This is a genomic window from Fictibacillus sp. B-59209 (genome assembly GCF_036216745.1).
Lineage (GTDB): Bacteria > Bacillota > Bacilli > Bacillales > Fictibacillaceae > Fictibacillus_C > Fictibacillus_C marinisediminis.
In genome coordinates this window covers 13,944-34,934 of sequence record NZ_JARMMC010000008.1, presented here as the reverse complement: position 1 = coordinate 34,934, position 20,991 = coordinate 13,944, and the positions used below count along the sequence as shown (strand labels likewise).

Here is a 20,991-nt window from a genome sequence, read left to right as displayed (position 1 = left end):
GTATGAATGATATTATCTTTCAATGGATCAACAGCTTGGCAAATCAATCGGTCTTTTTCGATAAAAGTATGATTTTGCTGACCAACAGTGTGCCCTATTTAGCCGTAGCCATGATCTTGCTGCTATGGTTTATTCCAGGAACGTCACACCATATAGAAAATAAACGTACCGCGATATATGCTGGATGTACAACTGCCTTCGCGCTATTGCTGAATCTCATCTTACACCTTGTTTACTATCATCCACGCCCGTTTGCCGTCCACCATGTACACAAACTGATTCCACACTCCATGGATTCTTCTTTTGTAAGTGATCATGCCATAGTAGTATTCTCTATCGCATGGATTTTATGGATGAGGGGCAGCCGTTGGCGTGTGCCTGTCCTCTGCTGGGCGGTGGTGATTGGAATTTCACGTATCTTTGTTGGTGTTCATTACCCGGCTGATATTGCAGGCAGTGCAGTAATTGCTTATGCATGTGGATATTTGGTCTTGCGGTTTTCAGCTAAGCTGGAATTTTTCGTACAGTTTATCTTGAACGTGTACCGCAGAGTAAATTTCTTTGAAACAGATGAACTTGAAAGAAAAGAAAAACTATAACCTATTGTGGAAGTGATCACACATGGAACAGCACATCAGTTATCTTCTTGCACATTTTGGTTATTTCGGGATTATTATGGCTTTGATTGGAGGAATTGTGGGGCTTCCTGTACCTGACGAGCTGTTCCTCACTTTTATTGGATATCATATCTTTAAAGGTGAGATGGCCTACATTCCAGCTTTACTCAGTGTATGGGCTGGATCGGCTGCAGGAATATCCATCAGCTATCTTTTAGGCGTTAAATTAGGTTTACCGTTTTTAAAGAAATTCGGCCCGAAACTTCATCTTACTGAGGATAAAATCGATACAGCAAAAAAACTTTATGATAAATACGGTCCCTTCCTTTTGTTTATCGGTTACTTTATACCGGGTGTAAGACATATGACCGCTTATCTTGCGGGCATAAATGGTTACTCGTTCCGAAAATTCTCCTTTTTCGCTTATACAGGCGCCCTGATCTGGACCATTACGTTCCTGACCTTTGGATACCTTCTCGGAAACCAATGGAAATCCATAGAGATGTATATGTCAAAATTCAGCGTAATCCTTGTGATGCTGATGGCATTCATCTTGCTTGCTGTTTTTGTGATTAAAAAAAGAAAAACGATTTAAGTTCGAAGCCTCAGCCCTTTAAATATCAGGGCTGGGGCTTTTGTCTTATAAATCCTTCTCACCATATCTTCACCTAAACATATTCTGTATTACCACCACCATGGGCATAAGCCCGTTTAAGGAATATGAAACGATGAAGGGAGAGAAAAAAATGGGCGTTGAACTTACAGCGCTTCATTGGATTTATGTCGTGTTCATCTTTTTGATTATCGGCTTTATGGTATTAAGACGGGATACGACCCTGGTCTGTATCATCGGGATCTTCTTAATTGCCATAACGGCTACAGGCTCGTTAAGTGCTTCCGTCAGCAGCATCTTCAACAGCTTTGCTTATGCAATCACTGAGCTGCTCTCTACTATCCTGGTCATCTCGATTATCGTGGCGATGAGCAAAACGCTGACGGCTACAGGGATTAATGATGTCATGATCTCCCCGTTTTCAAAGCTGATACGGACTCCCGCTCTCGCCTACTGGACGATTGGAATTCTCATGATGATCATCTCCTGGTTTTTCTGGCCTTCTCCTGCAGTAGCCTTGATGGGAGCCGTCCTGCTTCCTGTCGCAATACGAGCCGGGCTCCCCGCTCTCGGTGTGGCGATGGCGATGAACCTCTTCGGACATGGAATTGCATTGTCTGGTGATTATGTCATCCAGGCCGCTCCCAAACTGACAGCGGATGCTGCCGGACTCCCCGTCAGCCAAGTCATTCATGCCAGCATTCCTCTTGTGGCGGTTATGGGAGTTGTGACGACATTAGCTGCTTTCTACTTTTTAAAACGCGACTTAAAATCCGGAAAATTAACGGCAGCTACTGGACTTTCAACCGCAGCCGAGCCAAAAGAACTGCCTCAGAGCCAAATAAACCTTCTTTCTGATGGCCAAAAACGCTTGTTTGCTTTGCTGATTCCTCTGTTGTTTGCTCTTGATGTTGCCGCCATGTACATCCTTAAACTTCAAGGCGGCGACGCGACCGCACTGATCGGTGGAACTTCCGTGTTCATTCTTCTGCTCATCACCATGGCGAGCCACAAAAATGAAGGGCTTGAAAAAACAACAAGCTACCTGATTGAAGGCTTTCAGTTCGGTTTTAAAGTATTTGGCCCGGTCATTCCGATCGCTGCCTTCTTTTACTTGGGAGATGCAGGTTTTATAAAAATCATCGGTGATTTTCTGCCAAAACACTCTCACGGCATCGTCAACGACTTAGGCGTCTCTCTTGCTTCTGTTGTGCCATTAAGCAAAGAGGTTGGTGCCGTTACGCTTACCGTAGTGGGTGCTATCACCGGTCTTGACGGCTCTGGTTTTTCTGGTATATCGCTTGCTGGTTCAATAGCCGCTTTGTTTGCTCATTCCATTGGAGCAGGAGCAGCTGTGCTTACTGCTTTAGGGCAGATAGCAGCCATCTGGGTAGGAGGCGGCACCTTGATTCCGTGGGCGCTGATACCCGCTGCGGCTATTTGCGGAGTTGATCCTTTTGAACTGGCTAGGAGAAATCTTTTGCCGGTTGTCATCGGTCTCGTAGTAACTACCATCGTCGCTATGTTTATCATCTGATCCGTATGGAGAAACTCACACATGAAAATGTGTGAGTTTTTCTTTTTTTCTGACTAACACCCTTTGATTTCCCTTTTTGTCTTATATCCGTTATAATGCGCACCAAGGATGTTTTGAAAGGAGTGGAATGATGAAAAAAATCATTTCGGTACTAATGGTGTGTTTACTTGCCGTAGCATTAACGGCTTGTGGATCAAATGATAAAGAGAAAAAGGCTTCGGACAACAACGATAAAGCGAAAACGTCCCAAGCTCAGAAAAAGCAAGAAAAACAAATGAAAGAAATGCAGAAAAAACTTGAAGCTCAAAAAGTAGGAAATAAAAAAGTTGTTGCGACAGTAAACAATGAGAAAATCAAAGGCAAAGACTACAACCAGGCTCTTTCCTCCTCCCAAATGCAGATGCAGCAGATGGGACAAGACCCTTCTTCTAAAGAAGCGGCAAAACAGATAAAGAAACAAACGATTGAAAGCTTGATCGGACAGTCGCTGATCATGCAGGATGCCAAGAAAAAAGGCTATAAAGCATCCTCAGCTGAAGTAAATGCTCAGCTTGAAAAAACAAAAAAACAATATAAAGGCGAGAAAAATTTTACCGCCGCTCTCAAACAGGCTAACCTTTCTGAATCTCAGTTAAAAGCTCAGATCGCGGAGGGAATTACTTCTCAAAAGTATATTGATAAAGAATTACCTGCCAATACAGTAACTGATAAAGAAATTCAGGATTACTACAATCAGTATGCCAAGCAGGGAACAGGCAAAGGCCAAAAGCCTCCAAAACTGGAAGAAGTAAAACCGCAGATTAAGCAGCAGCTCGAACAGCAAAAGAAACAGGAAAAACTGATGAGCCACGTAAAATCTCTTAAGAAAAACGCAAAAATTGATATTAAAATCTAATACGGTTTGAGAAGGGGTGACTTGAATTGAGTCACTCCTTTTTTTGAGGAATGATTCGGTTGAAACCGGTCAAATCCTGTCGTGTTTAACCTGTTCGATAATAAAATTGGGATTTCGATAATAAATCCGTTCCTTTCAATAATAAATTTGCATTTTCGATCATATATTTCTAAATTCGATAATAAAATTTCCCAAAGCATAAACGGCCCTCAAAAGAACTTCTATAGTGAACAAAACAAGGTGTGTTGAAATAAGATAACGAACAAAACAGCATTAATATATTAAGCGAACTGCAATTTAGCTGTATTTACACCTTTGCACAGCATCTACTTTCTCCAAAAAGCCTCTCTAACTAAATTTTTTTATATTTAAAAACAACTTATCCGCCCACCCTACATATAGTTTAAAAGACAAGCTAATGGAGGTGGAATGTTTGAAAGTGCTGTATGTTCCAAGGAAATGGATACTTGCCTTTATTTTATGTATTGGTATCGGGCTCGGCACATGGTACGTTGTAAAGCCGGAAGCGGTCCAGACAGCTGGTTCTCCAGCGGCATCAAAAAGAATTGTGATCAACATGGTCACTGGGGAATTTAAGTCCAAGCTTGATAATGGCAAGGAAATCGAAGCTTACCGCTGGGACCCCGGAACCATCCATATCCCTCACAATAAGCCTGTAACTTTAAGCATCTATGGAGTGAATGGCAAAGAACATCCGTTTTATATTGAGGGAACGAATGTTAAAGGAAATGTCGTTAAAGGGAAAGAAACGGTTCTGCACCTGCGTTTTAAAAAAGAAGGCATTTACCGTCTGATCTGCAAGACACATGCCGATATCTCCCACAACGGTCCCATGATCGCCTATCTTGTTGTTGATTAGCAAACATAAAAAAGCATTCTGAAATCATATTCAGAATGCCTTTTTATTTAGGATAGCTTGTTGATTGTGGATGATAGTCACGGCAACACTAATAGGAGGTCAAAGAATTTTATTTATACAGAGATATTCCTTATTCTCCTCTTTAAAATTTGCTTCCCTCTCTGGCGAGCAGTAAGAATTAATGGGCGGCGCTTTTGGCCCTGCACTAATCAGCCGATTAATTGAATTTCATATAGTCGGGTGGAGTAAAAAGGAATTGCTATAATTCCCTGCTAAAAGTAAATGAAGTGTGGAAAATTTCAGGGATCATAATGACTGCTAAGTGGGGCTCAGGAAATCAAAATCTTCTTGCTGATCATTGATCCATATTATTAAAAAAATGAAATAATAAAAAGCCTTGCGAACATCATTAGTATGTTTATTTTACTATTTTCGAATAGAATACATAATAAAAGCATTTCAACAGCAATGTCTCCTAAGCATGGAATTGTTAAGAATGATTTTCACTGGCTCCAATATAAAGAGAAATTTTGATGTCTTTGATACAGAAATGCCGGCAATGCAAAGACTATGTCAACCTAATGATATTGCAAAAGGTAGTAGCATTCTCATGCAGCGATGATTCGGAATGAATTAGCGGACAGACCCTTTATGTAAATAGAGTAACAGATTCAGATTATGATTTTGCAGAAGCAGGTTAGCCATATTCTTGATAGACTAACTCATTTATAACGTAACTTTGAAATTTATATTTGTTTAAAACCATTCATTCATTTACAAAAATATGTTTTTAAATCCTTTTTCTTACACTATAATTTAAGGGTGAGTGTCTTGAGCTGAAGGGGGAATGGATGTTGGCGGTCGTAAGGGGATGAATTACAAGACGTTGCTCTCTTATCTGGTTGTAGCTCTATTTATCGGTTATATCGTTATTCAGTACATTGTGTACGGGCCTAAACAGTCGGGAATCGTATCAGGAAAACTTGAGGATCCTGGATTTCCCTACAGCCAGTGGCAGGTTTTTTTCTTTATTCATATAGCAACCGGCGCTATCGCTTTAGCAGCTGGACCATTTCAATTTTTAAAAGCGAGCCGAAAGAAGACTTCTATCCACAGAATCATAGGAAGAATTTATGTGTCTTCCATTTTTCTCAGTGTCCCTGCCGGTATTTACTTGGCGTTTTATGCCACCGGCGGAATAGGATCGACGATTGGTTTCTTATGCCTTGATGCCGCCTGGTTCATTACTGCCTTTGTTGGATTGAAAAGGATTAGGGAACGGAAGATCAACAGCCACCAGGAATGGATGATTCGCAGCTATGCAGTTACCCTCGTTTTTATCACGTTCCGGATATTTCTGCCCCTACTTACAGTCGTTGCAGGTGCTGGCTTCCCTCTTGCCTTTCCGCTTGCTGTTTTTCTTGCTATGTTGATGAATCTTTGGCTGGCGGAGAGGTATGTGAGAAGAAAAAGAGCAGCAACCGTGAACACAAGGCTTTCTGTATAAATAAAAAAAGGAGAAAAAATGATAACATTTTTTCTCCTTGCTTATTCTATAAAGACTCTTTGTATAACTGATTAAGTTTTTCATAATAATGATTGGCATTTTTATAAGAAAACTTGTTGGAATAGTAGATAGCCAGTTCCTCATATATTTCAATCAAATGTAAACGGTCCTGTTTGTTTTCAAGATATGGAACTGCCTTTTCTTCAATAAACTGTTGATATTCCTCAGTTTGTTCCTGTTGAAGGAGTTTAAATTCAAGTGTTTTTAATCGAATATATGTAGGATTAATGCCTTCGTTTGTTGCTTTATATCCTTTTTTTATCCACTGATTGGTTTCCTTTATTTTGTTTTTCTTATAAAAGTTATATGCTATTAAGCAAATGGTTCCCGCTGTATTTTTTCCCTTTTTCTTCTGAAAACTTTCTTTTAAAACGGATATTGCTTCATCATACTGTTCTGCTTGATAATAGGAATGCCCCATATTATGAAGAATATTAGGAATCATAATCTTTAATGCAGGGTTGAAAGTAGCCGCATTTAATGCAATCAGATAATGAGATTTGGCAGCTTCAAAATCCGTTAATCGGCTATAAGCAATACCGAGTGTAATATGACAATCAAGGCTCTTCGAATAATTGGCTTCTGCATTAAATGCTTCAAGTGCTGTTTTAGCGTAATAGAGTGCTTGAGAAAAATAACCTAGCCTACTGCTAATACTGGCTATTTGGTAAATCATGTCCGGATCAAGAATGTTTAGTTTATTAGCCAGCAGGTAAGCTTTTTTATAATAGTATAATGCAGTTTTATAATTATCCATTAAATATTCATAATGGGCTGTAAACTGAAAAATGTAAAACTCCATTTCTGTCGTGTACATTTTTTTAACTTTAGATAGCTGTTTAAGCAGTTCTTTCGCCTTATCGTATTCATCTATATAAATGTAATATCGTACTGAAAAAATTTTAAAAAGATTAACTAGTCCAAGATCATTCAATTGACTGATTTGAGTTTGAAATTCTTTAAACTTCCGATGAGCATCTTCTGAGTTTCTATACTTTATATCCTGATACCAATCAAAGATCTCTTTCTTTAACTGTTCGATGAACTCTTCACTCACGTAAGAAGTTTCGATGTCTAATCGTTCGCATAATAACTGTAGAATTTCAGGGCTTGCTGTAATGCTGTTGTTTTCAATTTTGCTTAAGTATGAAACCGAACAGATTCCTTCACAGGCAGCTTTTTGGGTTAAGCCTTTTTTAATTCTGTAAAAGTAAATTTTTTTGCCGTCAATCACGTGCTGCCTCCCCCTCATATCATTAAAGACAGAAAATATTTCTCTGCTAAAGATTTTACCATAAGTTTCCCTATCTAAATATATGTGAGAGAGTGTTTGGTAAAGAAGAAGGAGCAGTGTAAGGGACTGGCATAGGATAAGAGAAACAAATAATAGGATGAGGAAGTATTAAAAACAGGGCCAAATCGCTAGATTCTGTCCGTGGAATGAATAGAAAGCAGCTTATGATAACAGTTTAATAGTTCATTCAGTTCATTTCCTCGGCTGATGGTCTCCTCACTATGAAACCCTTTCTCCATTGCTGAAAGCACCATTTCTGTTCGCTTATTCTCAATCAACTCTAGCAATTCCCTGTTTAACGCTGGACTCATGCCATTCACTCCTGATTTATTAAAATCTTCTTAACCATCATCTTAAATCAAAAAATAATCCAATAGTAGCTAAAACAGCATTTAACAGGTTGAGAAATATTATGAAAAACGAACAGCTCTCTAGGCCATTTGGCTGAAAGTTTCTCAACATCCTACAAAAAGGAAAAAAAAACGGCTCCAATTAGGAGCCGCTGCAGTTATCATTTGTATACATAGAGGGCTTGGTTTTGAGAGCACCTTTTCACAGTTATTCTTGATCCAGTCGGTCACCTTCTGGCTTCCGCGGCCCCTCGGCCCCTGTAGTGTCCGAAGCAACCTTACAGCCAGTTTAGAAGGAGAAACTTAACTCTTCCTTAAAATTGATAAAAGAAAAAACCAGATTTCTAAAGAACAGAATCTGGTTTCGCTTATGTTTCATAGATGATTTGCCCGGTAAGATGCAGATCATAGCCTTTCAGCTGGCTTAACTGTGATTTAAAATCCGAAGAGGATAAAGTGTTCATTACATGATGAAGCAAGTTATTATTTTCATTTGTTTTTAAAATAACAAGATCATATTGTTCTTGAATCATCGGTATAAAATCAACTTCTGCCATCTTTGCCACGTTCTCAATGCCTATGCCTGCATCAGCTTGTCCGCTGGCCACCGCTGAGGCGACAGATAGATGATTGGTTACTTCTGTTTCATAGCCTTTAACGTTTTCATGTGAAATTTGATGAAGCCGCAATTGCTCATCAAGCAGCACCCGCGCCCCCGAACCTTTTTCCCGGTTGACGATCGTAACAACGGGCTTGGCCAAATCCCTCCAAGTTTTGATTTGAAGAGGATTTCCCTTCCTCACATAGATTCCTGCATTTCGGCAAACTAGGTTAATCAGCGCAAAACGCTGGCTGACCAGCATCCGTTTTACATAAGGCACATTGTATTGCCCGGTCTCTCCATCGTACAGATGGACACTGACAAGATCACACTCTCCATGATACATCGACATTAAACTATTCAAGCTTCCCATATACAGCCTTAAAGGAGGTGTTCTTAATTTAGGCTCCAAGTGCTTGCTGAGCAAGTCAAGCACGATATCCTGGCCGCTGATTACTGTTTGATGCGAATGAAGCGCAGGTACTGCATTCTCGGAATAAGATTTTACCGTTCTGCTCCCTGCTTTATACGCCACAAGATCTTCATGGTCAATCCTCATTTGCCTTCCGACCCTGAAAGCCGAAATCTCACCTTTTTTAATAAGATCATAAATGGTCAGCTTTGAAACTTTTAACAACGCGGATACTTCCTCGATCGTGTATGATACTGGTTTATCCATACAATCCCTCCACTCCCAAGTGTAACTTTTTTTATCGAAAAAGTATTCTTTTATTCTGATTAACCGCATTTATTATAACTAGTTATATCTAGTTATAATCAGTTATAATAAATATGTATTGAATATTGGTAATTGGAGGAATCTTCTCATGAAAAAAACAGTAAGCCTGCTTCTGCTTCTTTTTTTGTTCACGACAATTACAGCTTGTACGGGCCAATCGGACAAGGATCAGGCTTCAAAAGAAAAACAAACAATCGACTTAACGATTTCTGCTGCCGCCAGTCTAAAGGATGCTCTTACAGACCTTCAGCATACATACGAGAAAAAGCATCCCGACGTGAACCTGCACTTCAATTTTGGCGCTTCAGGTACCTTGCAGCAGCAAATCTCGCAAGGAGCACCTGTTGATCTGTTTTTCTCTGCAGCTCAGGACAAGTTTGAAGCCCTTGTAAAGGATGGAAGTATTGAAAAGAAAGATGGGACAGATTTAGTAGGAAACGATTTAGTCCTGATTGTTCCAAAAGGGTCTGACTCCGGGATAAAGTCGTTCAGTGATTTAACGAACAACTCTGTTAAAAAGGTCTCCATTGGGACGCCAGAAGCCGTGCCCGCCGGCCAATATGCCCTGGAATCTTTTAAAAACATGAAGGTATGGAGAGAAGTAAAACCAAAGCTGGTCTATGCAAAGGATGTGCGTCAAGTTCTTTCCTATGTTGAAACAGGAAATGTCGATGCCGGGGTCGTTTATAGAACAGATGCACTGGTTTCAAAAAAAGTAAAGATAGCTGCTTCCGCTGATCCTGAATCTCACTCTCCAATCGTTTACCCATTAGGAGTCATCAAAGACTCAAAACATAAAGCAGAGGCACAAAAATTCTATACATTTCTTAAGAGCGATTCGTCCGTAAAGACTCTTGAAAAATACGGATTTAAAAAGATCAATTAAGAAAAGGCAGATCCTCTCACCGGTGGGTCTGCCTTTTGCCTTTCCTTAATAATATATTTTAGGCCTGCGTATGCGTAAAAAACATTCATAAAGAATTAGCCTTCTCCATACATATAGTATGCATTACACATTCCTACCTTGGGACAGGAGCTGAGGGATTGAACGTTAAAGTGATCAACCGCAAACTCGCTGTACATGAGGTCAATATTGTGGGTGTCAGCATCTCCTCCATCTTATTGATCGGTGACGCTGAATCAATCTCAACTGGTTCGGCCTTCGATACCCCGCCTACCTCACTCGTTGTTGGTCCTTTATTGACTCCGGTTCAGGGTACGCTTCAAACGAAACCACCTGCCCCTGCTACTCCCGCGCAGGCTGGGGCATCCGTGCCGTTAACACCTGCCGCACCGGGCGCTCCATCTGCAGGCAGTGCAGCACCGGGTGGACCAGCTGCTCCTTCAGGCAGAGGAGGACCCGCATCGTAATGGAAGAGGTAAAGGGGCTGTCCAAGAAGTCTGTAAGCTGTTGATTTCCGTTCCAGGCTGCTCGCTTTCCGCGGGGCGTGCGGTGAGCCTCTTGGTGCAAGCACCGGCGGNNTTTTCGACTTTCTGGACAGCCTATTTCTTTAAAATGTTTATTTTTTATTGATTTCCTTTTTTGACCCACTCAGCAACCGTCACTGTCCGTTTTGCCTGGTGAATGACGGCATCTTTCACATCATCCTTCATGTTTCCATTTTGGTCTACCGTAACACTGGTTCCATATGGATTGCCGCCAGCTCCATATAAGACGGGATCCGTATAACCCGGAGTCGCCACAATAGCACCCCAATGGTACATCGTTGTATATAGAGAAAGGATTGTAGCTTCCTGTCCGCCATGCGGATTCTGGGCAGATGTCATGGCACTGGCCACTTTATTTACCAGTTTTCCATTAAACCAAAGGCCGCCCGTCGTATCGAGAAATTGCTTAACCTGAGCAGGCACGTTTCCAAAACGGGTAGGGATGCTGAATATAATGGCATCTGCCCACTCTAAATCATTTAGAGAGACTTCAGGAACATCCTTCGTCTCATCTACGTGGGCTTTCCATGAAGCATTTGATTCAATGGCCTCAGGTGGTGCAAGTTCAGGCACTTTTACCACTTTTACTTCTGCTCCTGCTTCTTTTCCGCCTTCCGCAGCCCAATTCGCCAGCTTGTAATTGGTTCCAGTAGAACTGTAATAGATAACCGCCAGTTTAACGTTTGACATGCAATCCATCTCCTTCGTTATAAAAGTACATATCTCTTTAATATCCTATTGTCCGCACTTTAAACCTGTCATTTAAAGTAAATAAGCAGATTTAGAAAATACCTTATAACGTTTCGGAAAGATCTTATTGATTGGCAGACGATCTGAGGATGACAACCTGATTGATGTCATAAAAGTCGGCGGACGGTTTAATGTAAGCAATGCTTGTCAGTCCGTAGGGATCCGGTTTCACTTTGACGATGGTTCCGATATCCAGGTTAGGCGGCAGAATCTCGCCCAATCCTGAAGTTACTACCTTTTCACCCTTTTTAATGTTTTTATTCAAAATGTCTCGTACCATTAAATATTTATTGCTCGGGTCGTAGCCGTTCAGGATACCGTTGATGTTCTTTTTTCCCTTGATGGAGGCAGAGATACGGTATCTTTTATCTTTGCTGCTGAGCAGCTTGACTTCTGAGGATGTTGGTTTTACATTGGTTATTTTTCCGATCAATCCGTCTTTCGTGATAACAGCCATATTGTTTTGAACCTTGTCTTGGCTTCCTTTATCAATAACAACGGTTTCATACCAGCTGGATGAATCAGAATTTCTGTACATAACGCTGGCTTGCAAGGGATCGTATTGTTCCACTTCTTTAGTTTTATCTACAACGGCTTGAAGGTTTTTATTTTCTTTTTCAAGTTCCACTTTTTGTACAGAAAGAGATTCCTGTTCCTGGAGCTTTGATTTTAAGATCTTATTTTCTTTTTCGATGGAAGCCATATCTTTAACATTATGAATGACATTAAGAATGGGTTGTTTTCCAGGAATATTAATATTTGTGAAGTAATACAGCAGCATAACGGCTAAAACAGCCGTACAAAATAATAAAAGCAGAAATTTAAAACTTAAAAATCTCATGAATGAAAATTCACCTTTCATGTTATTGTTTCAATCACAGTAAAAGGCAGCAAAATGCTTCTGATCTGCTGCCGCCTGCAAGACAATTTATAATTTATTTCTCCTACCATATATTAACATAGTTGAATATAAACAGATCACACAATACTATCATCTTATCGTTATTTGTCAAATGGACCATGAATATATAAATATTTACACACAATTATTAGATGCCCATCTGTTTCAGGCACTTCCCTAGAATCGTGTTTTCAATTTTATTCACCGCGCCATACTTTTCAGCGTAGATCTTTTGGACAATCTCCCGTACATGTTCATCATGGACATTTTCACCGTCCAAATTCTTAAATAGAAGATTAAGAGGCACTGTGGGGCCATCCGGATGAAGCGGAGGCTGCACATAGTCTATACCAAGACAGGGTTGGTATTGGTTTTTGGCAAAAAACTGCATTCGTTTTCTGCATTCCATTTCTTCCATTGTTGTAGCAGCTTCTTCTTCCTTTTCTGTTTCCAAGATAATGCCGCTCACCTTGCTCTTCCCCGCTAAAATGGCTGCTTCATTAAAGACGTCTTCCATTTTAGCAAGTGTTTTTGATCCCATGCCCCTGTTTCGGTGGTTGGGGTCTGCAGCGATATAAATAACAAAGCCTGTATTCACTTTTGCTAAATAGTGCCCGGCTGCAAATGACAAAAGCTGGTCCCCTTCCACGCCGATCAGCAAACAGAATTGATTGGGAGCAGCGGTCTGTGCATACTGAAAGCCGCTGTAAAATACATCATGAGGTTCTCTTACCTCCAAGGGAAATGACCGGTCGTACAGCGCCAGCACTTTATCCATCCTAGCTGAATTTTGACCTCTCATCTGTTCCCATTGAATCGTCATCCTGCATTTCCCCCTTTAAACTTCTACTATTATAACGCAAATTGGTGCCAGGCACCTCAATTACACAAGTGTGTAAATGGGGTGCCTGGCACCAGCAATGAGGACTTAATTTTTTCTATGATGGAAGGGGCATTTGCCCTCAATTGGTTTTACATCATCACCGATAAAGTATTGCTTCCACTCACGGTGCTCAGGGTCGCCATAATGGCTGATATTCGGATGTGTCGGCAGGTTATCCCACTTTTCCACCCGTTCCCGAACCTTATCCCGTGACATGATTCCGCCTTTCGATGTTCCTTCAAGACCCTCGAATATTCTTCGCGGCTGGAACCCAAGTACAAGACTGTTGCCAAGGTCTCTTGTTTTTCTCTGTTTGTAGGCTGGTGCATTTCCGAACACAAAGAACGGCTCTCCTGCAAAGGTAAAGTTCCATAAATAATGATCCGGATCTGTAGGCTTATCCTCAGGCCAATCTTTCTCATCCAGATCATGCATGTATTGAAGCAGGTTCCAGAAATATTCCCTGTAGTAAGGAATGGATTTCTCTTCTGTTTCCGGCTCTACAAAAACAAATAATCCGTAGCGAATGAGTTTCGGTGCATCAAACAGCTGGATAAATTCTTCGACGGCTCCAGGCAAGTTTGACCAATCTCCCTGTGAAACATAGGCATACCGCAGCTCGCCCTTCTTTTCCGCATTCATGCCGAAATAGCAAGGAAACGTTTTATCTGTCACTGTCTCATGAAAGTTTTTGTATTCTCGAATCACCCATTCCGGAACGATTTCCGGGTTTATCATATCTTCTTTTTCAAGAAGATATTTATTCGCTGTTTTCAAGCATATCCCTCCATGCATCCACTAGATTCAAATTACTGACTCAGCTATTGTAGTTATATGAAACAGTACCCTGAGACCTTTTCGTTTAAACTGCACGATCAAATGTAAAAAATGCCACCTTAAAGGCGGCATTCCATTTCTATATGACTTGCTTATTTTCTTAAGATAGGCAATGTGCAGCAGCGGAACGATCCGCCTGATTTGATGATCTCAGATAAGTCGACTTCAATGACTTCATATCCTCTTTTTCGAAGATTGCTGTTCACCTTAGGATTCACTGGCAGGCTGAACACTTTTTTATCCCCAATGGAGAGTACGTTCGTGCCTAACGAGAACTGTTCTTCCTTGCTGACTTCAATCAAATCATATCTTTTGGCTAAAAAGTCCAGTTCCTTTTTACGGAATGCCTGCGGAAATACGAGTGCTTCCGTGGATGAAAGAATGTTGAATACACAATCAAGATGCAGATACATTGGATTAAACGGCATGGAAACCACCTTGTGTTCTGGCAGCCTTTCCCGCAAAGACTGGATAGATGACTGTGCTGTCCGGCCGCTTACACCAATATAGATCGTATCCCCATCAACCAGCACGTCTCCGCCCTCCATCTTTCCGTCAGAAATCTTTTGAAGGCGGACATTTTTGTTTCCCAGCCATTCTTTTAATATGTCTTCCTCACCTTGCCTGATTTTACTTCCCATAGAAGAAACAAAAATAGTGGACCCCAGTGTAAAGCCAATATCACGTGTAAATACCTGCTCAGGAAATTCCTGATGAGGGGGAAGTTCAATCACCTCAACTCCATGAGATCGAAGGGTTCGGACAAAATTCTGATGCTGATTGGATGCTAATGTCCTGTTTATATTTTCATCTGCATAATGCCGCTGTGTTTCATTAATAACTTCAGAGATATGCATAAATTTTGGTTCACATACGACTACACGGGCGAGTGAATCATACTCGCTCCTGCACGCTACTTTTTCTGTTGGTTTGAGTGTGATGGCCATTCTGTACCCCCGATTCAATGATTTATTGTGATATTTCCCGTTTTCCTCTCGAGGTTAAACAGCATATTTAAAATAAGTGAGACTCAACGCAAAAAAAAAGCAGCCGTTGCGTTAAACGGCTGCTTCTGTTCACCTATTCTTTTATCGCGAACTCAAGTCTATAACTGATTCTATGATTTGATCCCAGTCTTCACTATGAATCTCATGCCCGGATCCTTCTAGCGTCACCAATTCTGCATGGGGGATGGCTTTCACGAGAGCAAGCCCGTGTTCGTATGGAAGAGCAGGATCATCTGTGCCATGAATAATAACAGCAGGAACGCTGATTTCACCCATTCTATCAAAATACTCCCCGCCGCCCTGCAGCATCGCATGATTAAATCGGCTCGTCAGCTGTTTCGCCCGGTTAACTTCTCTTTCCGCCAGCTTATACATTCTCTCCTGCTCATATGGCTTGGAACCGGCTAGTGTTTTCCAGCCATCCGCGAGAAAAGAAATAACAGACGCCCGATCCGACCAATCCAACGTTGCACTTTTCGCATGATAATCCAGTATTTTCTGATCCATCGGCGGCAGCTGCTCCTGCTCCGTTCCAAACACGCTTGAAGCAATGACTGAAAGAGAGAGCACACGTTCCGGATACCTCAAAGCAAGGATTTGGCCGATCATACCGCCCAACGACATCCCGACAATATGGGCTTTTTCAATAGAATAAGCATCCAATACACCAGCTGCATCATCAGCCAAGTCCGTTATCGAATAGTTTGACGTGCCTGGCTCATAAACGGTTGATCTTCCTAAATCCCGATGATCGTAGCGGATAACGAACCGCCCTGAATCTGCGAGGCGGAGACAGAAGTCCTCATCCCACCAGTCTAAAGAAGACATCGCTCCCATGATCAGCAGCATCGCAGGAGCTTTCGGATTTCCAAAGCATTCTGTACATATCTCTACTTTATTAATGTTCAGTATTTGTTCTCTCATGTTTAATACCTCCGTGTTTTTTATTATCCAACCGCCGTATTTTTGGCGCAGATCAATAAACTCTCTACGGAGTATTTAGCCTGCACCCTTAATTATCTTTGTTTGATCCACTTGATAATCATGACGAGGCCTCCTTTTCACTGCATTAAAAAAAGGGAATTCCCCCCAATTAAGTATAGCATGGTTTTTCCAAACTTTACTTGAACATTTTTCCCTATTTATGCTAAGATGCTACTATACCTTTTAATTCTAGGTAGGTGAAAATAAATGTTTAATCGTGAACTTTTAAAAGGCAGTACTTCCTTGATTGTTCTTCAACTGCTGGCTGAGCGGGATATGTATGGGTATGAGCTTGTAAAAGAGCTGGAAAAACGAAGTGACCAGCATCTGCAGGTGAAAGAAGGTACTCTCTATCCTGCCCTTCACAAGCTTGAAAAGCAGGAATACATTGAGTGCTACTGGCAAGAACAAGCAAAGGGCCCGGCACGAAAATACTACCGGATTACCGAAGAAGGCATACAGATGCTAAAAGAAAAGACATCCGAATGGGAGCAATTCGTTCAAGTAATAAACAAGGTGATGAGAGGTCCGGAGCATGATCCATCTTGAAGCTAAAGAACATTATTTACAGCAATTAAAAAAGGAATTAAAGAAACACCCCCAGCGAGAAAGCATTGTACAGGACTACGAAGCCCATCTCTATGAGCTAGTGGCAGAAAAAGAAGACGAAAAAAAGACGGCGGAAGAGTGGCATTTACTTTTTTCAGAGGTGATTGGACATCCGAAGGAAGTTGCCTCCATGTGGAAGGAAGAGCTCTCTGTTACACCCAATAAGACCTTCTACCTTTTTCTTTTGATGAACGCTGCTTTTTTTGTGGCAGGAAGTTTACTGACTTTCGCTCATCTTCTGAATGAATACACATGGATTCAAGCTGTCTGGCGCTCCCTAACCTCCATTCCTTTCATCATCATGATGCTTTACATGGGGTTTTGGGCATTTCTCGGTTACGAAATCGGAAAAAACTTTGGAGCAAGAGGACGGCCGCTGCTGAAAAAGACGTTCCTTATTTCCGTTCTTCCCAACCTGGTCTTGATGCTCCTCGTCCTGTTTCGCATCATACCCCATGAATGGTTTCATCCGCTCCTCTCCACTACATTTATTATGTTGTGTATCGCAGCCACCATTCTACTGTACCCGATTTGCTGGATCGCCTTCCGATGGGGGAAAAAACAGTCACTTTAATTTTTTTTGGTTAACTACATAGAATTACTCAGTATATAGAAAAACGATATAGGAGGAATATGATCATGATGGAGATTCAAACTTCAAAGAGTGATTTGGTTTTTTTAGTGATATGCGCCTTGCTCGGATTATTGGCTGAGCTTTCCTTTTTTCACGGGGAGATCGGGATTTCCTATTTCCTTTTTGTTACGGCATTTTATTGGGCATTCTTTTGGCGGTTTAGAGGATTTCCGTTCACCAACCGGCGGATTGGCTTTTTGCTGCTCTTCTGTATCTGGCTGCTTTCCGCCGGCTATTTTCTTTATTGCAACACGCTGTTTTATGCACTGAATATTTTGGTCATTCCCGTCTTGGTCATTTTGCACGTCATTTTGATTACTGGATCGCCCACTATGGACTGGTATCGCCTTTCCTTCATACCTTATACGTTTTCTAAGCTGTTCGCACTCTTTCCTTACAACATCGCTTTTTTTGCAAAAGAAAAAGAAAATGTGAAGACAAAGGTCGACAACAAAGCTTATCAAGTGATCACCAAAATTGGTATCGGCCTGCTCATCTCGGTTCCGCTGCTTCTGATCGTTGTTAATCTCCTTTCTTCGGCAGATTCAGAGTTCAGCCAAGTGATCGACAGATTCCCTTCTCTCTTTGTTCATGTCAACTTGCTGGAAGGAAGCTTTCGAACGATCGTAGTCCTGCTCTATACGTTTGGATTCTTTGGTTTTTTACAACTGTTAAAATCAAAGTGGGAGCCGCCAGCCCTTCTTGAAATGAACGGTAAGCCAAAGTTTTGGGATCCTGTTATCGTTTCGACGCTTCTCGTTATGATCAATGCGGTTTACGTTCTTTTTGTAACCATTCAGTTTCAATATTTTTTCAGCGGCAATTTACAGGACAGCTATACGTTTGCAGAATATGCACGCCGAGGCTTTTTCGAGCTGATGGCTGTTACCATGATCAACCTAACCTTTTTGATCGGGACGCTCTCGTTCAGTAAAGAGAGCGGCAAAGGCATTAGGCTCTTCATCAAAGTCATGCTCACTTTATTGGTAGCCGTTAGCGGAGTCATGCTAATTTCAGCTTTTATGAGATTGTCGTTGTACGAGAGTGCCTACGGATACACACTCGCGAGGGTATTGCCTCACTCGTTCATGATTTTCCTGGGTGTTATCTTCCTTTATACTTTGGTCAATGTATGGATTGAAAGGCTTTCGCTGATCCGCTTCTACCTGATCTCTTCCCTTGTCTATTACACGTTATTAAACATGGTGAACATTGATCAGTTTGTGGTAGACCAGAACTTGCAGCGATACAAAGACACAGGAAAAATAGATATTTATTATCTCGATTCGCTTTCTTATACGGGAGTGCACGGATTGCTGGACCTGTATGAAAGCCATCCAGATCTGCCAGGTTTGGAGAAAGCTTTATCGGACCGAAAAAAGTACACCTTTGCAGAAGATCACTCCTGGCAATCGTTTAACATCGTGAAACGCTCTGTGCAGGAACGGCTTCAGGAGTTCAGCAAGTAATACTAAGGGGCTGTCCTGAAAGTCGAAAATTGACCTTCAGGCAGCTCCTTTGACGTGAAAAATCTTCAATGAAAAGTTGATTGGAGTGCAAGGTGCGAGACCCTGCGGGACTAGCGTGACANNCTTCTTGGACAGCCCCTTTTCCTCGCTTCGTTCCCTTATTTATAAATACTCTTTGTAATAGACAACTGTAGCAATTAGAGAATTGAGCGTATAGGCAATCGCGGTATAAAACGGAATGCCAGGTGTGTAGGCTTTTTTTTCTCCTCAACCTTCATTCCTGTTTGTGCCTGTGCCTGAAGCCGAATCATATTGGACGTTAAACCGCCGGATGAAGTAAAAAACTTAAAAACAACAGCTGAAAGCAAACCTACAATGAACGCTAAATCAATAAAATGGACGTTTATGACAAATGAGAAGACTACATTAACCAAAACGATTACTGCTGATGTAACGATGAATACAATTACATTTTTCATTGTATCCCCCCTAATCGTTACCTAAAATCTACTCTCTTGCCTCTGCATATTTAGAATCTGAGATGGTTGTAGGCACTACCAGCACATCGTTGCCCTCTTTTTCACCTTTACAGCCTGTCAGCACAACATTTCGCCACTCCAGTGCTTTACATTGATAGGTTTTTAGCTCGCCAAGACCAGGGACGGTATTTTTATAGATAAAACGCTTCCCGTCAAAAGTTAGCTTATTCTTATACACTCTATTTTTCTTTATATAATAGATGTTTGTTTGAAACGGCTCTCCCTTCTCTCCCTTTCTAATAAGCCGAAGCATGTACTCCAAATTATCTGTTTTGCTGTCGAACATTTCTATTCCTTCTTTTAAATAAGAGACAACCTCGCCTTTTATATTCGCTTCCTTTAGGACGCTTGCTTTAACCATTTGGCTTTTTGTCAAGGCATTCCCTGAATTCGGATCAAGCTTGGCAGTATGGTCAGTCACAAGAGAAGCTGTAATGAAGAAAAACAAGGCGCAGACGATCACACTGACAATCGGCATAATAACCGTTTTACGGCGGAAAGCAGTACTCTCTGATTTCATATCCCTGTACCTTTGATGGACGATCTGCCGTTGTTTTTCGCCAAAGTTCCGGTTCTTAAAGGTGGTATTTTCCATGTGGTTTCTAAATCCTTTTAGTTCCTCCATGTCACTGCCCTCCTTTTAAAGAGTGTTTCAGCAAACTTTTTGCTTTCGTTAATCTTGATTTAATCGTGTTAATGTTGATGTTCAATGATTCACTGATTTCCTGAAGTGACAACTCATCATAATAAAAGAGAAAGATCACTTCACGGTATTTCACCGGCAACCGAAAAATGTGCTGATATAGGGTTTGTTTTTCATCTTTATAAAGAGCCAGATCTTCAACGGAAGAAGAGGTTCCTTTTATGTACTTTTGAATCTTTTCTGTGACCACAGAGTAACGGTAATGAGCGCTTTTGATATAGTCTTTGCAGTGGTTGACGGCAATCTTGTAGATCCACGTCTTTCGTTTGGCTTCACCTCTGAAGATGTCAGCTTTGCTATAAAATTTCACAAAAACATCCTGCGCCAGATCCTCTGCCAGATTCCATTCCTTCACATACGTATAACAAAGGTACAGAACATCCTTGCCGTAATCCTTCATGATCTGCTCCATCAATTCTTCTTTTGTCACGGGTGTTTCAAATACAGGCATGCTGTTAAACTGCAATTTGTGCATGATACCATCACCTCCAACCCCTCTCTACTACTATAGACGAAGTTTAATGGAAGGAAGTTTACATTTTAGAAAAAAAAGTAAAAATCCAAAGAAAAAAAGGACCCTGAATAAGGTCCTTGATCTCAGAACTATGATAAGCTGCTTTTCACTGCTTCTTTCTCATTGCTTTCTTCTGATTCCCAGCCTTTGCAAACATCTATCCATTCCTTAGCATTGGAATATTCGTATATCTCATCGACTGTTAGTTCAATTGCAGAATTCGAACTGCCACATGCCGGAAAGAGTGTTTGAAATCTTTTCATCGACTCATCCAGATAGACATCAATCTCATTCTTTAAACCAAACGGACAAACACCGCCTACCGCATGACCGGTTTGCTCCAGCACTTCTTCCGGGGAAAGCATCTTCGCTTTAAAACCGAACTGCTGGCGGAACTTCTTGTTATCAATCTTCGCATCTCCTGCTGCTACGATCAGCATAGCGGTTCCATCTTCTCCTTTGAATGATAACGTTTTGGCAATCCTTGCAGGAATGACACCAATCGTATCGGCTGCCTGTTGAACGGTTGCGCTGGATGCATCGAATTCCATCACATCTTTTTCACGGTTCCATTGCTTCAAATAAGCTTTAACGCTTTCAATCGACATTTCTATCATCC

At 41.3% G+C, this 20,991-nt stretch carries 24 protein-coding genes; 11 read left to right on the top strand and 13 right to left on the bottom strand.

Annotated elements, in window-relative coordinates:
* The first annotated feature begins 2 nt into the window (after nucleotides 1-2).
* The 6 genes from P4361_RS05490 to P4361_RS05465 all read left to right on the top strand — a co-directional run bounded on the left by P4361_RS05490 (nucleotide 3) and on the right by P4361_RS05465 (nucleotide 6,049).
* The gene (locus P4361_RS05490; RefSeq protein ID WP_328088531.1) at nucleotides 3-599 is read left to right on the top strand and encodes an undecaprenyl-diphosphatase; all 597 of its coding nucleotides are present in this window, start codon (nucleotides 3-5) and stop codon (nucleotides 597-599) included.
* Nucleotides 600-621: 22 nt separating this feature from the next.
* Entirely contained in the window at nucleotides 622-1,212 is a 591-nt protein-coding gene (locus P4361_RS05485) for a DedA family protein (RefSeq protein ID WP_328088530.1), read from the top strand.
* Nucleotides 1,213-1,363: 151 nt separating this feature from the next.
* Complete coding sequence (locus P4361_RS05480) at nucleotides 1,364-2,767, top strand: hypothetical protein (protein WP_328088529.1); 1,404 nt, start codon at nucleotides 1,364-1,366, stop codon at nucleotides 2,765-2,767.
* 130 nt (nucleotides 2,768-2,897) lie between these two features.
* On the top strand, nucleotides 2,898-3,662 hold the full coding sequence (locus tag P4361_RS05475) for a SurA N-terminal domain-containing protein (RefSeq protein ID WP_328088528.1): 765 nt from the start codon (nucleotides 2,898-2,900) through the stop codon (nucleotides 3,660-3,662).
* Nucleotides 3,663-4,101: 439 nt separating this feature from the next.
* Nucleotides 4,102-4,542 carry a cupredoxin domain-containing protein gene (locus tag P4361_RS05470; protein ID WP_425590229.1) on the top strand — a complete coding sequence of 147 codons (441 nt, stop codon included), beginning with the start codon at nucleotides 4,102-4,104 and terminating at the stop codon, nucleotides 4,540-4,542.
* A gap of 871 nt (nucleotides 4,543-5,413) precedes the next feature.
* Entirely contained in the window at nucleotides 5,414-6,049 is a 636-nt protein-coding gene (locus tag P4361_RS05465; RefSeq protein ID WP_328088526.1) for a DUF2306 domain-containing protein, read from the top strand.
* 46 nt (nucleotides 6,050-6,095) lie between these two features.
* Here P4361_RS05465 and P4361_RS05460 read toward each other — a convergent pair whose 3' ends face one another.
* The 3 genes from P4361_RS05460 to P4361_RS05450 all read right to left on the bottom strand — a co-directional run bounded on the left by P4361_RS05460 (nucleotide 6,096) and on the right by P4361_RS05450 (nucleotide 9,033).
* Entirely contained in the window at nucleotides 6,096-7,343 is a 1,248-nt protein-coding gene (locus tag P4361_RS05460; RefSeq protein WP_328088525.1) for a helix-turn-helix transcriptional regulator, read from the bottom strand.
* A gap of 188 nt (nucleotides 7,344-7,531) precedes the next feature.
* Nucleotides 7,532-7,714: an aspartyl-phosphate phosphatase Spo0E family protein gene (locus P4361_RS05455; protein WP_053355208.1), complete on the bottom strand. Its 183-nt coding sequence runs from the start codon at nucleotides 7,712-7,714 to the stop codon at nucleotides 7,532-7,534.
* Between the two features lie 407 nt (nucleotides 7,715-8,121).
* Nucleotides 8,122-9,033, bottom strand: a complete 912-nt coding sequence (locus P4361_RS05450) for a helix-turn-helix transcriptional regulator (RefSeq protein WP_328088524.1) — start codon at nucleotides 9,031-9,033, stop codon at nucleotides 8,122-8,124.
* 148 nt (nucleotides 9,034-9,181) lie between these two features.
* Here P4361_RS05450 and modA point away from each other — a divergent pair, with 148 nt between their 5' ends.
* Nucleotides 9,182-9,979, top strand: coding sequence for a molybdate ABC transporter substrate-binding protein (gene modA / locus P4361_RS05445; RefSeq protein ID WP_062235772.1), 798 nt, complete (start codon nucleotides 9,182-9,184; stop codon nucleotides 9,977-9,979).
* A gap of 158 nt (nucleotides 9,980-10,137) precedes the next feature.
* Complete coding sequence (locus tag P4361_RS05440; protein WP_328088523.1) at nucleotides 10,138-10,464, top strand: hypothetical protein; 327 nt, start codon at nucleotides 10,138-10,140, stop codon at nucleotides 10,462-10,464.
* A 156-nt stretch (nucleotides 10,465-10,620) separates the two neighbouring features.
* Here the strand turns inward: P4361_RS05440 and wrbA are convergent, their stop codons facing one another.
* The 6 genes from wrbA to P4361_RS05410 all read right to left on the bottom strand — a co-directional run bounded on the left by wrbA (nucleotide 10,621) and on the right by P4361_RS05410 (nucleotide 15,844).
* The gene (gene wrbA, locus P4361_RS05435) at nucleotides 10,621-11,232 is read right to left on the bottom strand and encodes an NAD(P)H:quinone oxidoreductase (RefSeq protein WP_328088522.1); all 612 of its coding nucleotides are present in this window, start codon (nucleotides 11,230-11,232) and stop codon (nucleotides 10,621-10,623) included.
* Nucleotides 11,233-11,356: 124 nt separating this feature from the next.
* The gene (gene mreC / locus P4361_RS05430) at nucleotides 11,357-12,133 is read right to left on the bottom strand and encodes a rod shape-determining protein MreC (RefSeq protein WP_053355213.1); all 777 of its coding nucleotides are present in this window, start codon (nucleotides 12,131-12,133) and stop codon (nucleotides 11,357-11,359) included.
* A gap of 208 nt (nucleotides 12,134-12,341) precedes the next feature.
* Nucleotides 12,342-13,016: a GNAT family N-acetyltransferase gene (locus P4361_RS05425; protein ID WP_328088521.1), complete on the bottom strand. Its 675-nt coding sequence runs from the start codon at nucleotides 13,014-13,016 to the stop codon at nucleotides 12,342-12,344.
* Between the two features lie 105 nt (nucleotides 13,017-13,121).
* Nucleotides 13,122-13,814, bottom strand: a complete 693-nt coding sequence (locus P4361_RS05420) for a YqcI/YcgG family protein (protein WP_328088779.1) — start codon at nucleotides 13,812-13,814, stop codon at nucleotides 13,122-13,124.
* Nucleotides 13,815-14,005: 191 nt separating this feature from the next.
* Entirely contained in the window at nucleotides 14,006-14,860 is an 855-nt protein-coding gene (locus P4361_RS05415; protein WP_328088520.1) for a dimethylarginine dimethylaminohydrolase family protein, read from the bottom strand.
* A gap of 141 nt (nucleotides 14,861-15,001) precedes the next feature.
* Entirely contained in the window at nucleotides 15,002-15,844 is an 843-nt protein-coding gene (locus P4361_RS05410; RefSeq protein ID WP_328088519.1) for an alpha/beta hydrolase, read from the bottom strand.
* Nucleotides 15,845-16,111: 267 nt separating this feature from the next.
* On the opposite strand from P4361_RS05410, the gene P4361_RS05405 reads away from it, so the two are divergent.
* The 3 genes from P4361_RS05405 to P4361_RS05395 all read left to right on the top strand — a co-directional run bounded on the left by P4361_RS05405 (nucleotide 16,112) and on the right by P4361_RS05395 (nucleotide 18,616).
* Nucleotides 16,112-16,453 carry a PadR family transcriptional regulator gene (locus tag P4361_RS05405; protein WP_053355218.1) on the top strand — a complete coding sequence of 114 codons (342 nt, stop codon included), beginning with the start codon at nucleotides 16,112-16,114 and terminating at the stop codon, nucleotides 16,451-16,453.
* The gene (locus tag P4361_RS05400) at nucleotides 16,440-17,087 is read left to right on the top strand and encodes a hypothetical protein (protein ID WP_053355219.1); all 648 of its coding nucleotides are present in this window, start codon (nucleotides 16,440-16,442) and stop codon (nucleotides 17,085-17,087) included. Before P4361_RS05405 ends, P4361_RS05400 begins: the two co-directional genes overlap by 14 nt.
* Before the next feature lie 65 nt (nucleotides 17,088-17,152).
* The gene (locus P4361_RS05395; protein WP_328088518.1) at nucleotides 17,153-18,616 is read left to right on the top strand and encodes a DUF4173 domain-containing protein; all 1,464 of its coding nucleotides are present in this window, start codon (nucleotides 17,153-17,155) and stop codon (nucleotides 18,614-18,616) included.
* 197 nt (nucleotides 18,617-18,813) lie between these two features.
* Here the strand turns inward: P4361_RS05395 and P4361_RS05390 are convergent, their stop codons facing one another.
* The 4 genes from P4361_RS05390 to P4361_RS05375 form a co-directional block, all read right to left on the bottom strand.
* Nucleotides 18,814-19,095 carry a hypothetical protein gene (locus P4361_RS05390; protein ID WP_328088517.1) on the bottom strand — a complete coding sequence of 94 codons (282 nt, stop codon included), beginning with the start codon at nucleotides 19,093-19,095 and terminating at the stop codon, nucleotides 18,814-18,816.
* A 28-nt stretch (nucleotides 19,096-19,123) separates the two neighbouring features.
* Nucleotides 19,124-19,780: a hypothetical protein gene (locus P4361_RS05385; RefSeq protein WP_328088516.1), complete on the bottom strand. Its 657-nt coding sequence runs from the start codon at nucleotides 19,778-19,780 to the stop codon at nucleotides 19,124-19,126.
* 1 nt (nucleotide 19,781) lies between these two features.
* On the bottom strand, nucleotides 19,782-20,333 hold the full coding sequence (locus P4361_RS05380; RefSeq protein WP_328088515.1) for a sigma-70 family RNA polymerase sigma factor: 552 nt from the start codon (nucleotides 20,331-20,333) through the stop codon (nucleotides 19,782-19,784).
* A gap of 128 nt (nucleotides 20,334-20,461) precedes the next feature.
* Nucleotides 20,462-20,980 (bottom strand): YbaK/EbsC family protein, encoded by a 519-nt coding sequence (locus P4361_RS05375; RefSeq protein WP_256227216.1) that lies wholly within the window; start codon nucleotides 20,978-20,980, stop codon nucleotides 20,462-20,464.
* Nucleotides 20,981-20,991 lie beyond the last annotated feature (11 nt).

Coding starts and splice junctions, on each gene's coding strand:
- P4361_RS05490 (WP_328088531.1), top strand. CDS start 3: ATGAATGATATTATCTTTCAATGGATCAACAGCTTGGCAAATCAATCG.
- P4361_RS05485 (WP_328088530.1), top strand. CDS start 622: ATGGAACAGCACATCAGTTATCTTCTTGCACATTTTGGTTATTTCGGG.
- P4361_RS05480 (WP_328088529.1), top strand. CDS start 1,364: ATGGGCGTTGAACTTACAGCGCTTCATTGGATTTATGTCGTGTTCATC.
- P4361_RS05475 (WP_328088528.1), top strand. CDS start 2,898: ATGAAAAAAATCATTTCGGTACTAATGGTGTGTTTACTTGCCGTAGCA.
- P4361_RS05465 (WP_328088526.1), top strand. CDS start 5,414: ATGAATTACAAGACGTTGCTCTCTTATCTGGTTGTAGCTCTATTTATC.
- P4361_RS05455 (WP_053355208.1), bottom strand. CDS start 7,714: ATGAGTCCAGCGTTAAACAGGGAATTGCTAGAGTTGATTGAGAATAAG.
- P4361_RS05450 (WP_328088524.1), bottom strand. CDS start 9,033: ATGGATAAACCAGTATCATACACGATCGAGGAAGTATCCGCGTTGTTA.
- modA (WP_062235772.1), top strand. CDS start 9,182: ATGAAAAAAACAGTAAGCCTGCTTCTGCTTCTTTTTTTGTTCACGACA.
- wrbA (WP_328088522.1), bottom strand. CDS start 11,232: ATGTCAAACGTTAAACTGGCGGTTATCTATTACAGTTCTACTGGAACC.
- mreC (WP_053355213.1), bottom strand. CDS start 12,133: ATGAGATTTTTAAGTTTTAAATTTCTGCTTTTATTATTTTGTACGGCT.
- P4361_RS05425 (WP_328088521.1), bottom strand. CDS start 13,016: ATGACGATTCAATGGGAACAGATGAGAGGTCAAAATTCAGCTAGGATG.
- P4361_RS05420 (WP_328088779.1), bottom strand. CDS start 13,814: ATGATAAACCCGGAAATCGTTCCGGAATGGGTGATTCGAGAATACAAA.
- P4361_RS05415 (WP_328088520.1), bottom strand. CDS start 14,860: ATGGCCATCACACTCAAACCAACAGAAAAAGTAGCGTGCAGGAGCGAG.
- P4361_RS05410 (WP_328088519.1), bottom strand. CDS start 15,844: ATGAGAGAACAAATACTGAACATTAATAAAGTAGAGATATGTACAGAA.
- P4361_RS05405 (WP_053355218.1), top strand. CDS start 16,112: ATGTTTAATCGTGAACTTTTAAAAGGCAGTACTTCCTTGATTGTTCTT.
- P4361_RS05400 (WP_053355219.1), top strand. CDS start 16,440: ATGATCCATCTTGAAGCTAAAGAACATTATTTACAGCAATTAAAAAAG.
- P4361_RS05395 (WP_328088518.1), top strand. CDS start 17,153: ATGATGGAGATTCAAACTTCAAAGAGTGATTTGGTTTTTTTAGTGATA.
- P4361_RS05390 (WP_328088517.1), bottom strand. CDS start 19,095: ATGAAAAATGTAATTGTATTCATCGTTACATCAGCAGTAATCGTTTTG.
- P4361_RS05385 (WP_328088516.1), bottom strand. CDS start 19,780: ATGGAGGAACTAAAAGGATTTAGAAACCACATGGAAAATACCACCTTT.
- P4361_RS05380 (WP_328088515.1), bottom strand. CDS start 20,333: ATGCACAAATTGCAGTTTAACAGCATGCCTGTATTTGAAACACCCGTG.
- P4361_RS05375 (WP_256227216.1), bottom strand. CDS start 20,980: ATGTCGATTGAAAGCGTTAAAGCTTATTTGAAGCAATGGAACCGTGAA.